At 42.1% G+C, this 16080-nt stretch carries 12 protein-coding genes; 10 read left to right on the top strand and 2 right to left on the bottom strand.

The annotated features are described in order from the left end of the window. Positions 1 to 290: 290 nt before the first annotated feature. Positions 291 to 2609, bottom strand: coding sequence for a histidine kinase dimerization/phosphoacceptor domain -containing protein (locus BLS28_RS15160; protein ID WP_176844477.1), 2319 nt, complete (start codon positions 2607 to 2609; stop codon positions 291 to 293). Between the two features lie 304 nt (positions 2610 to 2913). After that, positions 2914 to 4836, bottom strand: coding sequence for a sigma 54-interacting transcriptional regulator (locus tag BLS28_RS15155; protein WP_091168750.1), 1923 nt, complete (start codon positions 4834 to 4836; stop codon positions 2914 to 2916). Between the two features lie 399 nt (positions 4837 to 5235). Here BLS28_RS15155 and BLS28_RS15150 point away from each other — a divergent pair, with 399 nt between their 5' ends. The 10 genes from BLS28_RS15150 to BLS28_RS15110 all read left to right on the top strand — a co-directional run bounded on the left by BLS28_RS15150 (position 5236) and on the right by BLS28_RS15110 (position 16050). Next, on the top strand, positions 5236 to 6342 hold the full coding sequence (locus BLS28_RS15150; protein WP_256337445.1) for a sigma-54 interaction domain-containing protein: 1107 nt from the start codon (positions 5236 to 5238) through the stop codon (positions 6340 to 6342). 156 nt (positions 6343 to 6498) lie between these two features. After that, positions 6499 to 8796: a tetratricopeptide repeat-containing sensor histidine kinase gene (locus BLS28_RS15145; RefSeq protein ID WP_176844476.1), complete on the top strand. Its 2298-nt coding sequence runs from the start codon at positions 6499 to 6501 to the stop codon at positions 8794 to 8796. A gap of 135 nt (positions 8797 to 8931) precedes the next feature. Then, positions 8932 to 9360: a cupin domain-containing protein gene (locus BLS28_RS15140; protein WP_091168741.1), complete on the top strand. Its 429-nt coding sequence runs from the start codon at positions 8932 to 8934 to the stop codon at positions 9358 to 9360. Between the two features lie 35 nt (positions 9361 to 9395). Then, positions 9396 to 9749 (top strand): ArsC/Spx/MgsR family protein, encoded by a 354-nt coding sequence (locus BLS28_RS15135; RefSeq protein ID WP_091168738.1) that lies wholly within the window; start codon positions 9396 to 9398, stop codon positions 9747 to 9749. A 50-nt stretch (positions 9750 to 9799) separates the two neighbouring features. Beyond that, positions 9800 to 10555, top strand: a complete 756-nt coding sequence (locus tag BLS28_RS15130) for an SDR family oxidoreductase (RefSeq protein WP_091168734.1) — start codon at positions 9800 to 9802, stop codon at positions 10553 to 10555. A gap of 262 nt (positions 10556 to 10817) precedes the next feature. After that, positions 10818 to 12287, top strand: coding sequence for an aminotransferase-like domain-containing protein (locus tag BLS28_RS15125; protein ID WP_091168731.1), 1470 nt, complete (start codon positions 10818 to 10820; stop codon positions 12285 to 12287). A gap of 136 nt (positions 12288 to 12423) precedes the next feature. Continuing rightward, on the top strand, positions 12424 to 14466 hold the full coding sequence (locus tag BLS28_RS15120) for a ferritin-like domain-containing protein (RefSeq protein ID WP_091168728.1): 2043 nt from the start codon (positions 12424 to 12426) through the stop codon (positions 14464 to 14466). Positions 14467 to 14494: 28 nt separating this feature from the next. Beyond that, entirely contained in the window at positions 14495 to 14680 is a 186-nt protein-coding gene (locus tag BLS28_RS31355; RefSeq protein ID WP_256337444.1) for a hypothetical protein, read from the top strand. After that, a complete protein-coding gene (locus tag BLS28_RS31350; RefSeq protein WP_256337443.1) occupies positions 14653 to 14907 on the top strand; it encodes a ferritin family protein in 255 nt (84 codons plus the stop codon). The genes BLS28_RS31355 and BLS28_RS31350 overlap by 28 nt, the downstream gene beginning before the upstream one ends. A gap of 351 nt (positions 14908 to 15258) precedes the next feature. Further along, positions 15259 to 16050 (top strand): alpha/beta hydrolase, encoded by a 792-nt coding sequence (locus tag BLS28_RS15110; protein ID WP_091168724.1) that lies wholly within the window; start codon positions 15259 to 15261, stop codon positions 16048 to 16050. Positions 16051 to 16080 lie beyond the last annotated feature (30 nt).

The following is a 16080-nucleotide window of genomic DNA, read 5'->3' as shown; positions in this document are numbered from 1 at the left end:
TGGGCGGCAGGTAATACAACGATAACGGCCTTCCGCGCATGATCGCGGCTTCAGGAACAGTAATAACTGCGATCAGGATAAAAGGCCTTTTGATGAAGGAGGTTTGCTGTTTGCGTCGCCTAACCAGGTATATAATAACACGATCTATCAGTTAGGTTTGATATTTAAATATTGATTATTTCCCAAAGTATATTAATCTGTGTTAAACAGCGCAATTAATACATTAAGCAATTATTAAAAAAACTTTGAAATTGAGATAAATGAAATTTAGCAGTTTTTTGAATATAGTGTCATGCTTCAGCTCTTACTTGATTTTCAACTTTAAATATTACAAGTACGTTTACCCCTGGCTCGTTTTTAATCTCAAAGGTTCCGCCTAGTTGTTTGCTAAGTGCTTTCATCATCTCCATTCCTAAGGATGATGTTTCTGTCAAGTCAAAATTTGAAGGAAGCCCTTTGCCGTTGTCACGAATAAGCAATTCAATGGTTTCCGGTGCCGACAGCTTAGCATTAATAAGTATCTCACCTCCGGATTTGTCAAATGCATATTTGATGCTATTGGTGATAGCTTCGTTCAATATCAGGCCCATAGGTACTGCCTGCGATATATCAAGATTCACCTGATCAAGGTTTTCTTTAAACCTGATTTTGCGATTCCCGCAATCATAGCAAGTGTAGAGATATCTAATTAAATCGGTTATATAGTCGGCTATTACAATAGTAGCCACATTGCTTTTACTGTATAGTTTTTGGTGTATAATAGAAATGGCCTGCACCCGGTTTTGGCTATCTCTTATCGCGTCCCTGGCGTCGGTATTCTGCAAATACGCAGATTGTGTGTATAACAAACTCATCACTATCTGCAAATTGTTCTTAACCCGGTGATGTACTTCCCGCAATAGCCATTCTTTTTCAATGAGCAGATCCTGTTGGCTGCCTAACAAATTATCCTTATCCTGAAGTAGTTTTTCCTTTTCGTTCAGCAGGGAAAAGAGTGAACTGTTCTGTATATTAATCTCTTCCTGTTTAACCTTTAGCTTAAAGTTGCTACGCTGCTTGCTTCGGTAAGCAAAATATAATATTCCTGCCAATACAAAACCTATCAATACACCAGCTAAGGTGATATTTCTTTGCTGATGAACTTTATCGAGGTTGTTTTTTTGAATTGTTGATTGATTATTTAAATCCTGGATCTTTTTGTCTTTTTGTGCCGAAAGATATTTGGTTTCAAGCTCACTTATTTGTTTGCTGGTTGCAACATTTGTAAGCGAGTCTTTGATAACTTTTATCCGCTGAAAGCTTCTCAAAGCCGACAAAAAATCGCCATTTGCCGAGTCGACCTTGAACCGGTGCTGATAAATCGTCATTTTTGATAGTACCGACATTTTATCAGCAGGCAGCGCTTCCAGCATCTTTAGTTCATCAGCCAGCTTTGCCCATTGTTTGGTAAGCAGGTAGTGCTTAGGCAAGGGGTCATACGCTGCAATGAAATTATCCATTGCGTAATAATTTGCTTTCGTTTCCCCAGCGACGCTTTTTTTAACTTTCTGAAATACCTCTTTAAACTTAGGAATCATTTTTTCGGCAGCCCTGCTGTTGTTCATATGGTTATACAATTTCAGCTCGGCCGAGACATACATACCTTCCTGAACGTCTGTTTTTTTAGGATACCTTTGGATTGTTTTTTTAAGATATGCCAATGCCGCTGCGTATTTTTTTAAATTAATATAACAGGTAAGTATTTCATGAACGCCAATATTATACATTTCCTGATCATTCAGTTTAGCGGCAATTTCAACGCCTTTTTGGTGATAGATCAGTGCCTGCTCAAACTGGCGTTTGTTATAATAGGCAACCCCCAATGTAATATAATAGTATTGCCCCCAATAAAGATCGCGTTTAGGGCTGGCTTCATAAGCGTTTACACAATTGATCCGGGCAAGTAATTCCTTTGGCATATCACCCTTGCGATAATAGTTATCTGCCAGCCTATAGTACACCAATGCAATTTCGGGGCTTTTTAAAACCTGATACTGCTTAATAACAGCTATAAACCATTTTTCGGCCTTATCAAACTGACCTGCATTTTGATAGGTAAAAGCAATTCGAAATTGTTCATCAGCCGCCTGCAATTTGAATCCGTTTTTTAAATAAATTCCGTAGGCCTTGTTATGGATCTTTAGTTTATTATCAACCTGAGCCTTATCTGATTCCGGTATACGGTTAGCATAATAATGCCACGTATTGGCTTCTTTTAAAGGTTGACGGAGCGTTTGATAATGATTAGCCGCTTCCGTAAAAATTTGAGTTGCCAGGGTAAAATCGCCCCTGACTATGGCGAGTTCCCCTTTAATAAAAACCACGCTATCCAGGTAGGCTGTATTATGAATAGCATTACTGAGTATTTCAGCCTTGGTTATATAATATGCAGCGCTATCCGGGTTGCCATGTGCCTGACCTCGTTTGTACAAATAATGCCGGGCTAACGCATTGATCCTGTTGGTTTCATTTCCTGTGTTTTGAAGCTTTTGAAGCAGCCCAGCTAAATTTTGAGCGCCCGCGATGAAGGCATAGCTTATCAAAAAAATGCAAATGGCAAGCTTTTTCATCGTTGTGATATATGGTTTAATTACCTCGTTTGTGATCATCGCAATTCAAAATGCGAGACACTGTCAGGGCATTGCTAATTACGGTTGCCCCTTTCGGTTTCTCATAGCTTAAGATCAAGTAATGGAAACGAAAGATCGTGCCAGCTGATTATAGTTTTGAAAATCAGTTGTTTGTATTTGCCTGGAGATGGAAACGGGCGATATATCGGACGGGTTTTAAGCTCGCGTCCGATATGTAGCCGGCATAGGTATCCGGGTAAGCTCAAATTATAATCGCTCGTGAGGTATTGTATTGAGTTTTTGGTTATTTGATACCCAATCTTTTCATTTTCGAATGTAGGGTGGTAGGAGGTAGTCCCATTACGGCCGCGGCGCCGCCGGCACCCCTTATCCTGCCATTGCAGTTTTTAAGTACATTGATGATATAGTCCCTTTCATTTTCGTCAATCGTTTTCATTCTCGCGCCTGCCTGAGGTTCAGAACTTGTTTTATCGCTTGGGTGTTTGGGCAGTAAAACCTGTTCTATAATGGAAGTTTTTGATAACAGTATAGTTCGTTCAATAAGATGTTCCAGTTCCCTCACATTTCCAGGCCATGCATAATCAAGCATTTGGGCTATTGCTTCGGGAGATATACCGCTAATTTGTTTTTTATATTTTTTTGAAAAGTATGAGATGAAATGATTGGTGAGTGCAGGTATGTCGTCAATTCTTTCCCGTAAAGAAGGGATAATGATAGGGAATACAAAGAGGCGATAATATAAGTCCAGTCTAAACCGCCCTTCTTCCATTTCTTTTTCCAGGTCGCGGTTGGTGGCGGCTATGATCCTCACATCTATTTTTATTGGGCCCCTGCCGCCCAAACGTTCAATTTCCTGTTCCTGTAATACGCGAAGCAGCTTCACCTGCAGGTCTATCGGAAGTTCGCCAATCTCATCAAGGAAAATGGTGCCACCGCTGGCCATTTCAAATTTACCGGTCCGTTTTTCAAGGGCGCCTGTGAAGGCACCTTTTTCATGCCCAAAAAGCTCGCTTTCGATAAGGTTAGCCGGGAGAGAGGCACAATTGACAACCACCAGCGGCTTGCCTGATCTACCTGATAGCGCATGGATGCTCTTAGCCACCCGTTCTTTGCCCGTGCCGCTTTCGCCAAGGATAAGTACAGAAGTGTCCAGCGGCGAAATCGTGTCGATATGATCAAGTACAGTTAGCATGGGGCGGCTTTGCCCAACAATGCCGTCAAAATCTCGGATGCGCTCTTTGGGCAATAACGGTTCGGTAGAGAGAACTGAAGGCTGATGATCGGTAATGATCTTTTGCCTGTCATTCTCAAGTATGCTACCCAAAACGTTAAGCAGACGGCTTAATAAGGCCACATGTTGCTGGCCATAGGTGTTGCCCTTTCGGCTATAAAATTCATACCTTATCAATACTGAGTTGTCTTGTAAAACCGGAAAAAATAATGCCGATTCAAAATCATAGGTGTCGGCAATTATTTTGCTCAATGAATTTTGATTACAAAGGTGATCAAACTCCTCGTCATTAAAATACTTTGCCCTGTTTAGAGTAGGTAAAGATGAATAGATGTTTTTTAATGAGATATGATCGATGCCGGTTACATTCAGTAATTCCTGTTCTCCAAGTACCTGGTATTCATCAAAACCTATCCTTAAAAAACCAATGCTGGTTACCGTTGTGCTGTTTGCGTTTTTGAGTATAAAATTAAGGTAATCAAATGGTACATACGCTTGTATTTTATCGGCAACCCGCAATAGTTTTTGTACCCTATCTCCATCGTAATTACGGATTTCTTTTAGCTTTTGATTTAGCTCCATTTCCTGCTGCCTGCTGGATTCGAGGCTGTTTTGATGCCGGTAAAACGCAACATCAAGCGTAGTGAGTAAATCGTCCTCGCGGAATGGCTTAACTATAAAACCGAACGGCATTGTTGATTTAGCTTCTTCCAGTAAGGCACCCTGAAAGTTTGCAGTGAGATACACAAAGGCCATATTCCGTTCAGTAAGTTTCCTGGCAAGATCAATGCCGTTTGAAACCCCTTTAAGGTGAATGTCAAGTAACACCAGGTCGGGCTTTTGTTCGTCGATAGAAGTTAACGCCTCATTAACTGATTCTGATATGCCGGTAACTTTATATCCGGCAGATGTTAAAATCAGTTTTAAATGATGGCCTACAAGTGATTCGTCTTCTACTATCAATATTTTCTTCATCTATATATTATGCAAATAAAGCTATTTCAGAACGCCATTAGCCTCAACGAAACTCGTTTGGCCAGGAAAATTTAGTTAAATGGTGTTTGTGTTATGAAATATCCAATCCAATATGTGTGCCGTACGCAAAATAACCTTACACAATTTCCGCCTATTTTAATAATATGCCAAATGTATCCTGAAAATTAAGGTATTTGAAAATCTTCGCCGAATTTTATAAGCAGCGGCTACAATAAGCGCCCGATACTCGCGATGTAAACAGACGAAATAAAATTCACAAATAAACGAAAGCGCCGATATATCGTCGCCTAACGGGCTAAAATGTTCTTTTTTTCATTGTTATGGCTGTGGCATAAAATTCGAAGCGGTTGCAATGAAATCTCCCTAAACAAAATCAAAATGATTACAGAAAGAATAACATCCAACCCGGAAGCCGAAATGAAAAACCTGACTTTACATTTTGACCTACCTCAAGGTATACTGATTGATTCGGCCGTAAGTACGGGTATAAATCGCCCGGTGCGGAGCGCTGTTTTCAGCAATCAATATCCCGGCATTATTGGCAACTGTGCCGAGATGCAAAAAGTGTATAGGCTGATGGATATGGTTGCGCCAAGTAATTCAACAGTTTTGCTGCTTGGCGAAACAGGAACGGGGAAGGAAGTTATTGCAAGGGGGATTCACCAGGCCTCATCCAGAAAAAATAAGCCAATGGTAACCGTAAACTGCGCGGCGCTACCAGCAAATCTGGTAGAGAGTGAGCTTTTTGGACACGAAAGAGGTGCATTTACAGGAGCTATGGACCGTAGAATTGGTAAATTTGAAATGGCCAACGGCGGCACGATTTTTCTCGATGAGATAGGTGAACTCCCGCTGGAGTTACAGGTGAAATTATTGCGCGCCATCCAGGAGCGGGAGTTTGAAAGGGTAGGTGGAAAAACGACTGTAAAGGTGGATATCCGGATCATTGCAGCTACCAATCGCGATTTGGAGGTGGAGGTTGATACGCATCGTTTCAGGGCAGATCTGTACTATCGCCTTAATGTTTTCCCTGTATGCTTGCCGCCATTGAGAGAAAGGCAGGATGACATTGCCGAACTGGCAAACTTTTTTCTGCTCCGTTATTGCAAAATAACCGGTAAAAAAATCAGTTTTATATCCAACAAAGTACTGCAGCAACTCAAAAGCTATTCCTGGCCCGGAAACGTAAGGCAACTGGAACACCTGATTGAAAGAAGTATCCTGTTAGCTGACGATAGTGTATTACGAGAGGTTTTCTTGCCGAATAACACAAGCAAAAACTTAAGTGACCAGGGAATTTTCAAGAACAAAACACTTATTGATGTTGAAAGATTCCATATCATAGCGGTATTAAAAAAATGCAATGGTAAAATTGCCGGCGAGGGTGGTGCGGCCGAATGGCTGGATGTCCCTTCAACCACGCTTCACGCTAAAATGAAAAAACTCAATATTGTTAAGCAGGATTATGTTCCGCAGAAACCATAAACGTAAGTTTTGGTATTATCTGCCGCGGGTCATGAAAAATAGCTATTTTTAGTGCTAAGCATTTGCTTAGGTCTTGCTACATCTTAGTTATTATAGTCAATTTTCATGAAGCGTTCACTGGTACGACATTGTTTCATTCTGTTTTTACTTTGCTGTTTGTCGTTATCAGCTTATGCCCAGGATTTTAAAACGTTAACAACCGAACTCAACAAAACCCAACAGGATACCAATAGAGTAGTGGCGCTTATTAAATTAGGACGATATTTTAAAGAGAAGCCTGTTGGCGACCGAAAAAACCTTGATACTGCTCGTTCCTATTTTAACTCTGCAATAACGTTGAGCCAGGCAATCGGATCGACCGATTTTTTACAACGGGCGTTATCTGAAAAAGCGCTTGTGTTTATTCTTCAGGAAGATTTTAAAAATGCCGACTCGTTATTTAACCAAATAACCAGCTACTACAATAAAACCGATAATTACTCAAAAGAGGCTGAATACTGGACACTATATGGAAATAATTTAAGTTATGATGATAAACGCACGCTTGCCATCCGCGCAAAATGTTATGATAAAGCTTACGTGCTTTATAAAAAAGGAACAGACCGGCTCAAGATAGCCGACGCGCTTGGCAAAATTGCGGATGCTGACCTTAACGAGGGACGGTTTGATAAGGCTGAAAAAGAATTGTTAAGCGTAATACAACAATATAAAGCTATAAAGTTTCCGAGGATCTATTACGGCTACTACCTTTTGGCCGAAGTGTATTCACGTAAAGACCAGCCTCAAAAAGAATTGCTTTCCCGAATTGAGTGCATGAATAGTTGTGACGCGGATGTACACAGGAGTGACTATGACGCATCTTTTTTCCATATCGCGTTGGCCTCATCGTACAGGGAAAACAACAAGGACAGTAGTGCATTATCACATTATATTAAAGCCGCCGAATTAGCGTTCAAAATAAAAGATCAAAAATATTATTATGATGCCGTTGATGGCGCGATTGCTTCCAGTATTGCTATAAAGCGGTATAAAACTGCGCTCGCTTATCTCAACAATACTCCAACGAAGTTTCCTACACAAACTATTGAAGAGCAAAGCATGTATGTTGCACGAAAAATGCAATTGTATAATTTCCTTAACAGGAACGCAGAGGCAGGTAAATTTGTGCCAACATTTAAGAAAGTGTTTAATAAGCTTTATCATACCCTTAATGACAATCCTTCATTTTATTTGGTAGACCAGTTTGTTAAGAATTACGATGGCCTCCCCCAGCACTATATTCAAACCCAAGAATGGGGTAATCTCTCGGAAGAATTAAAGTTTATTCAGAGCCTGCCTTTAAAAAGATTGTCAGCTCCTTCCCGTATAATTATTTCCGGATATAAGTATAAAGTTGATTCGGCAGGTGGGAAGTTCGATATCGCGCTAAAGGAGTTTCAGTATATGAGGCGCATGAAGGATTCGCTTACTAATGCTGCCACCGCTAAACAAATTAACGAATTAGAGGCCAATTATAATTCGATTAAAAAAGACAAAACCATCCAAGTGCTTAATAGCAATGCCCAAGTACAAAAAGATAAACTGGAAAAGGCTAACCGGCAAAAAAATATCACGCTTGCCGGGGTGCTTATTTCAGTGGTGTTTGCCGTTATAATATATATTGCCTATCGCGCCAAGCAACGCAGTAATGTGCGCCTGCAAATTAAACAGCAAGAGATTGACAACCAAAATCATAAACTATCAGACCTGCTTGCAGAAAAGGAGATACTGCTTATTGATAAGGACACGTTATTGAAACAGCAGGAAGATTTGCTTACCGAAAAAGAATGGCTGCTACGTGAAGTGCACCACCGCGTTAAAAATAACCTGCAAATAGTGATGAGCCTGCTGTACACCCAATCGGCCTATTTGCAAAATACCGATGCCATTGAGGCGATTCAGGATAGCCGGAACCGGGTGCAGGCCATTTCTATCATCCATCAAAAACTTTACAGCAAAAGTAATGTGGCCACTATTGTAATGGCCGATTATATTAATGATCTGACCCGCTACCTCAACACCTGCTACGATTGTAACCGGCGAAGAATTAAATTCAGGGAAGAGCTTGATACCGTAAACCTGGATATTGCGCAGGCGGTACCTATGGGCCTGATATTAAACGAAGCTATTACCAATAGTATCAAATACGGATTTGATGAGATGGGCGGCGAGATCTTTATTAAAGCGCGGTTATCATTGCCGGATATGATTACACTAAGCGTTACAGACAACGGCAAAGGCCTGCCTCCTGACTTTAAATTGGCCGAAACTTCCTCATTGGGTATGGAGATGATGAAGGCCCTTAGTAAACAATTGGGTGGCAGCTTTGAGATAAAAAGCAGCCAGGGAGTAGTTGTAACCATACAGTTTAAAATTGAAAATACCTCTGCTACCATATCCGGCAATGTAGTTTAATTACCATAAACCGCTTTGCCACGTATTCCCTCCTGGACCCTCACAGGGTTGATCTCTGGACCAGTTTAAGCCCTCATTCATGGTATAATTTTGCCTTACAAACTCAATAACGGGTTTGAGTATAATTATTCTATTATGAAAAAAATAAGTTTAACCTTATTGGCATTCTGCGCAGCTTTAGGCGTTAGTGCCCAGGCAAAAAAAGACCCCAAGTGTGCAAACGTGAATGTTACACAGTACGAACCTGAGGTTATTTTTAAGAGGATCATTACCACGCCCCAAATTAAAAGTCAGGAAGTTAAAATGGTGATTGTGAAATTCGCGCCCGGCGAAGTATCCGGAGCACACAGACACCCGATCCCTACTATCGCCTATGTATTGCAAGGAAATATATCTTCAACTTTTAACGGCAAAACCCACATTTACAAACAAGGCGAAGCATTTTGGGAAGATCCTAATGGTTTGCATGCCGAAAGCAAAAATATGAGCAAAACCGAGGAGGCCAAGCTGCTGGTTTACTTCATCGGCCCTAAAGAGTTACCGTTCATAACCGCAGCAAAGTAAACACCGATTAACCACATCAAACATTAGCAAACATTATGAAAGTTTACGGTTTGACCACCTGCAAGCGTACCCGGCAGGCTTTAGCCTGGCTAAAAGCTCATCATGTAGGTTTTGAATTTCAAAACTTTAAAACGCAAGGCATTTCGCCGGATAAACTCAATGCATGGGAAGCAAGATCCGGTTACGCCACCTTCCTCAACAAAAAGAGCCTTACCTGGAAAAAATTATCGGTTGAAGTCAGGGAGTCGATAAAAAACAGCGAAAATGCGCTTGCGCTGTTGGTTGAAGAACCAGGTATTATCAAACGCCCGGTTGTTGAAGATGGGAGCTTTCTTTTGTTTGGCTTTGATGAAAAGGTTTTTGAGGATCATTTTCTGCATAATCAATAAATAACAGAAATTACAAAACGGCCGGTAATGGCCATAAAAAAATACAAATTATGAAAATAGTAGTAATAGGTGGCAGCGGGCTGATAGGTTCGCAGGTTGTAAATAAACTTACAGAGCAAGGTCATGAAGTTATAGCAGCTTCGCCGGCAACAGGCGTAAATACAATAACCGGTGAAGGTGTTGCCGGCGCCTTGAATGGTGCTGAAGTTGTAATAGATGTTGCAAACTCCCCTTCATTTGAAGATGCCGCTGTAATGGAGTTTTTCAAAACATCGGGCAAAAACCTGCTTACTGCCGAAATTGCAGCAGGTGTGAAGCACCACGTGGCTTTATCAGTTGTAGGGACAGATCGCTTACAGGATAGCGGATACTTCCGCGCTAAACAAACTCAGGAAGATTTGATCAAAGCTTCTGGTGTTCCCTATTCAATTATCCACTCAACTCAGTTTTTTGAGTTTTTAAGTGGAATTGCCAACGCTGCAACTGAAGGCAATACTGTTCGCCTGTCGCCGGCACATATTCAGCCAATTGCATCTGCTGATGTAGCTACCGCGGTTGCTAAAGTAGCATTGATGGAACCTCTTAATAAAATTGTGGAAATAGCAGGGCCGGATAAATTCAACCTATCAGATCTTGTTCAGATGTATTTAACCAAAAACGGTGATCCGCGTAAAGTGGTTGCTGATGTACATGCAAGTTATTATGGGGTAGAACTAAATGACGATACGCTGGTACCGGGCAAAGATGGTAAGATCTTTAATATCAACTTCGAAAATTGGTACATGAACCAGCCTAAAAAGGCATAGTTCATCTTTTTGTTTTATGGTTTGAGCGCTCGTCATCATCAAAGTGGCGGGCGTTTTTCTATGGAAAAATTTCGGCTTTATATAGTGTAAGATAATAGGGGAGCACCAAATATGGAGTAGTTTAATATTGGCTGACTCTGTAAGAAGTTGACAATTAAATAATTAACATTAGGCATGCGGGTTGCAAAACGGTAATGGTCCGTACCTGTAAAATTGAATAGTTTTTTAAACGGGGCGGCAAATCAATTTAATTACAAATAAGATGCTTCCTTACCACAACCTGATTGTTATTGATAAGCAAAACCAACTCCCGGTTTACAGGCAAATTACCAATCGCCTGATAAGCCTGATAAGGGAAGGTTTAATTCCGCCCGGTACATTCTTCCCAGGCACCCGGCAAATGGCCGAATTTATAACTGTTAATCGTAAAACAATTATAAATGCCTATGAAGAACTGATTACGGAAGACTGGATAGAACCGGTAGATAGAAAGGGCTACAGGGTAGCTCCCGAGCTTCCGGTAATTAAACCACGATCATTTCAACCGCAAAACTTTTTTTCATCTCCGGATAACATCACCTCACGAAACCTTGCCTTACAAGCAGCGTTACAACCAGAGCACCGCGTAACCAAGAGTTCAGATATTGTTGTTAATGATGGTTATCCCGATCCGGAACTTGCGCCTTTTGATGAAATCAGTAAAATTTACCGGGACAAGGCCACCAGTTCGAGAATTAAACAATTGATGTGTTTAAGGGATCAGGGTGGCCTTCCGTTGCTCAAAGAAGCAACTGCTTTATTTTTAAACGAAACCAGGGGCTTAAATATCAGGAAGGATGATCTGGTAATTACCCGCGGTGCGCAAATGGCCATTTATATAGCCGCTACGGTGTTACTTGCCAATGGGGATCATGTTGTAGTATCGGAACCCAATTACCGGTATGCTGATGAGATTATTGAAAACACCGGCGCCCGCATCTCAAAAATAGGGATTGACGAAGAAGGGCCGGATCTGGGTCAACTGGAGCAAATCCTGAAGAAATCACCGGTAAAAATGCTTTATATTGTTCCGCACCTGCATCATCCTACTACCATAACCATGTCGGCCAGAAGGAGGCAGCAGTTGCTTCAATTAATTGAACAATATGGGTTTTATGTTATTGAGGATGATTATGGTTACGATTTTCATTACACAAACAATCCCATCCTTCCGTTGGCCAGCAGCCCTCATGGCGGTAAAATAATTTACATAGGATCATTTACAAAGCTGCTTGCGCCTTCCATAAGAGTGGGGTATATGATAGCCGCGCCCGATATCGTAAAAAAAGCGATGGATCTGAAGCGTTTGATTGATTTAAGAGGGGATACCTTTATTGAATTGATGCTGGCGCAAATGATTATCAATGGCGACCTGGTACGGCATATTAACCGGTCGAACAAATTATACGCCCGGCGCTGTGAATTTATTTGTCATCTGTTTACCAAAAAATTATCGCATGCTGTTGAGTTTACCCGGCCGCTTGGCGGGATGGCCGTATGGCTTAGGTTTAAGCAGCAATATCCTGTAAACAAAATAATTAGTGACGCCGCTCATGCAGGGCTGTGTATGATCGGCATGTCTTTCAGGCTTGCCGGCAATCCAAATGATAACGGGATCCGGTTTGGTTTTGCATCACTTTCGGATGAGGAAATGTCAAAAGCAGTGGATATCCTGGCTAAGTTAACTTCTTGATTTTGAATTGCAACGACGGATAAAATATTCGCCGTTGCTAATAGTACAGATACCTGGATTACCTGTAGGGTATCCATCTGGTCCCCTTCAGGCAGGTCAGCCCTCAATAATTTTGTGCATTAAAACATCCTAAAATATGAATAACGCAACTCAACGTGAATCGGCAGTTAAAGACGTAGAAAGCAGGGAGGAACTTATTTATTTACTCTCGCGGGCATCCGAACTGGAACATGGCCTGGCCTGTGTGTACCTCTATGCGGCATACTCCCTAAAATCGAACCTTGATGAAGGGGGAATGACCGGAGAGCAACTTGCCATGGTAAAAACCTGGAAGCGAAAATTAGCCATGGTAGCGGTAGAAGAAATGCTGCACCTTGCCCAGGTTAACAACATGCTCACCGCAATAGGTGGTGCACCTAATTTTAAAAGGGCTAATTTCCCTTTGCCAGTATCCGCTTTCCCCTTTGGCATAAAGTTAACGCTCGAACCCTTTTCGCTTGCAACAATTGAGCGCCTGGTGATATTTGAGCTACCCGAAGAAGGCGTGCTGGAACCGGTTGTACACGCACAATACGATGAACTCCGAAATAAAGTAGTGAGGGAACAGGAATTGGAGTATGCTGAATTAAAACCCCGGCAATTCGAGGCCGAACCTGAATTAATAGCCCGTTTTGGCTCCGAGGCTTTTAAATTTCAGGAGCCTTATGAAATTGACTTTACAACTGTGGGAGAGTTTTACCACAAGGTGGCATCGGGTTTTAAATGTATTCCGGAAGATGTGCTGTTTATTGGGCCAAAGGAAGCGCAGGCCAACGCGCGCTATGTTGACCTTGGCGGAAAACTGATCTCGGTGATAAACAGGAAATCGGCTTTGCAGGCTATTGAAATGATTGTTGAGCAGGGAGAAGCGCCGACACAGCAGCATCCCGACTGCCATTTTGAGATCTTTGATACAATCAGGAAGCAATACATCAGCGAAATGGAAAAGGCCGCGAATACCAAAACCGTGTTTGATCCGGTAAGGAAAATGGCCGCCAACCCCATGACCCGGTTTTATGACGATGCAACCGGCGGCACGCTGATACTGGATGAGGATACGCATTGTGCGGCTGATATCTTTAACATGAGTTATGATACCATGTTGCAAATGTTACTCCGCTTTTTCGCCCATAGCGATGAAACCGAGGAAGAGTTGGAAATGCTATCCCTTGCAACATTGCGGATCATGACTACCGTTATACGTCCAATGGGTGAGGCGCTTGCCAAAATGCCGCTTGGCGATCCGGCAAATGCCGCGTTAATGGCAGGCCCCGGATTTGGGTATAACCGGGACATAACGCTACTACCACATAAGGAATCGGCATGGGTATTTTTCTGCGAAAGGCTTTTTAACCTCGCTAAAGAAGCCACTGCGTTAGCAGAGCAAAAAAAATCACCACCAGAGGTTAAAGAAGCATCGGCCGCGTTACAGGCACTTTCTGAGCTTTTTATAAAAAAAACAGCGCAGGCACAAAAAATTATTCCGAAGGTTGAATTTGCCGATCCTGCAAAACTTGAGCCTGAAATAAATGCATCTACCAACGGGCCGTACCTTGTAAAAGGCGTAAGCAATCTGCTTAATTCAAAAGGTGAGCGGCTGCCTGTCGAGCCTCAAATGGCTTTGTGCCGTTGCGGTGGCTCGGCAAATAAACCGTTTTGTGATGGTACCCATGCCCGCATAGGTTTTGATAGCCGTAAACTACCTGGACGAACTGCTGATAGGCTTGATAAATATCCCGCAACTGATTTTACGGTATGCGATAACCGCGGCATCTGCCAGCATTCGGGCTTTTGTACAGATGAGCTGCCCGAAGTTTTCAGACTTGGAAAAGAACCATTTGTTGATCAAACTGCGGCCAGCGGAGAAAGAATTAGTCAGCAAACCAAACGGTGCCCTTCGGGTGCATTGAGCTTCAGTTTTGCTGATCCTAAGCTCAACCTGCCTGTAATTAACGAACCTACTATTACGGTTTCAAAAAATGGTCCGTATCGCGTAAAAGGCAGCATAAAACTGGATGCTGAGTTTTTGAAAGGCGCCTCAAAAGAGCATTATACCCTGTGCCGTTGCGGAGGCTCAAAAAACAAACCGTTTTGCGATGGTACGCACTGGTACAACAATTTTACCGACGATAAAAATTAACCATCAAAAAAATAACCATTGCATCAACATGAAAACAAACATTGGAATTAATGAAGCTGGCAGAAAGGCTGTATCCGACGAACTGGCAAAACTATTGGCCGACGAATTTATCCTGTATACTAAACAAGAAACGCACATTGGAATATCGAGGGTGCCGACTTTCACACCGTTCACGTATTTTTTGAATTGCAATATCAGCAGCTTGATGAGGTAGTTGACGGCGTTGCCGAGCGGATGCGCAAAATTGGCCACTATGCTCCGGCCACATTAACGCAGTTTTTGCAGCTTAGCCATTTAACCGAAAAGCTTGAAAACAGTAATAACAGCCAGGGTTATACTAAGGAGTTGTTGGCCGATCATGAAAGCATCGTCATGTTTTACGTGGCAACATCACCCTCTTTGCCGAAAAATACCAGGACATGGGCTCGAGCGATTACCTAACCGCGCTTTTAGAAACGCACGAAGAAATAGGCTGGATGTTAAGGGCTCATCTAACAGTGTAAATTTTACAACGGTTTATTATTTTATAGCGGGAGATTATCCCGCTATTTTTTTGTCCGTTATTTTTTGAAACGCTGTTTTAAAATATTTTTTTGAACCGTAGAGACGCATTTTTGCATCTCCCACATGCAATTTACATATGCAAATAACGTGCAAATTCCTGTCTTGCTAAGCGGCTTTCTTGCGGCAGACGCATTATGTGTCTCTATAGGGAAAAATGTCCATTAGTAGCACCCCTTTGTCCATTGATGAGCTTTTGAAGGTAAAATACCTTTGTCAAAAAAATTAACTATGAAAATGGAACAATCAAACAAATCAACATTAAGTATGGGCCGGAGGTTTATTACGGCATTCGTGTTAAGCTGTTTACTGCTGGCGCCAGTATTGTCAAACGCGCAGGATAAGATCAAAAACATCGTACTTGTACACGGTGCTTTTGCAGATGGTTCTGGCTGGAAAGGCGTTTTTGAGATTCTTACAAAAAAAGGTTATCATGTAACAGCTGTACAAATTCCGCTAACTTCACTTAAGGATGATGTGGATGCAACTACACGCATCCTTGACAAGCAGGACGGCCCTGTTATTTTAGTTGGCCACTCATGGGGAGGTGTAGTGATCACTGAAGCCGGAATGCACCCAAAAGTTGCCGGTCTTGTTTATGTTGCCGCATATCAGCCCGATAAAGGTGAAAATACTTTACAATGGGCTGCCACTGCGCCAACTTTGCCCGAATACGGCATTTTGCCTCCGGACGAAAATGGTTTTGTATATTATGACAAAGCAAAATTTCATGGAGGTTTTGCAGGCGATTTAAGCCAGGCCGAAACCGACTTTATGTTTGCCTCGCAAGAGCCTATTTTTGGCGGAAGCTTTGAAACCGCTGTTGCTGATGCAGCCTGGAGAACCAAACCGGCTTATGGCATTGTAGCAACCGAAGATAAAAGTATCAACCCGGAGATTGAACGGAATATGTACAAACGTTCAAATACCCACACCACCGAGATCAAAGGAAGTCATGTGATTTTTATATCGCACCCGGATGCCGTAGCTAAGGTGATCATTGCTGCTGCCGAAAAAAAATAAGCTGACCCTATCTACCTTGACAAAACAGTT

Source organism: Mucilaginibacter gossypii, from assembly GCF_900100945.1.
GTDB lineage: Bacteria > Bacteroidota > Bacteroidia > Sphingobacteriales > Sphingobacteriaceae > Mucilaginibacter > Mucilaginibacter gossypii.
Note: the sequence above shows the minus strand (reverse complement) of the source record. Positions and strands in the feature narration are given on the sequence as shown.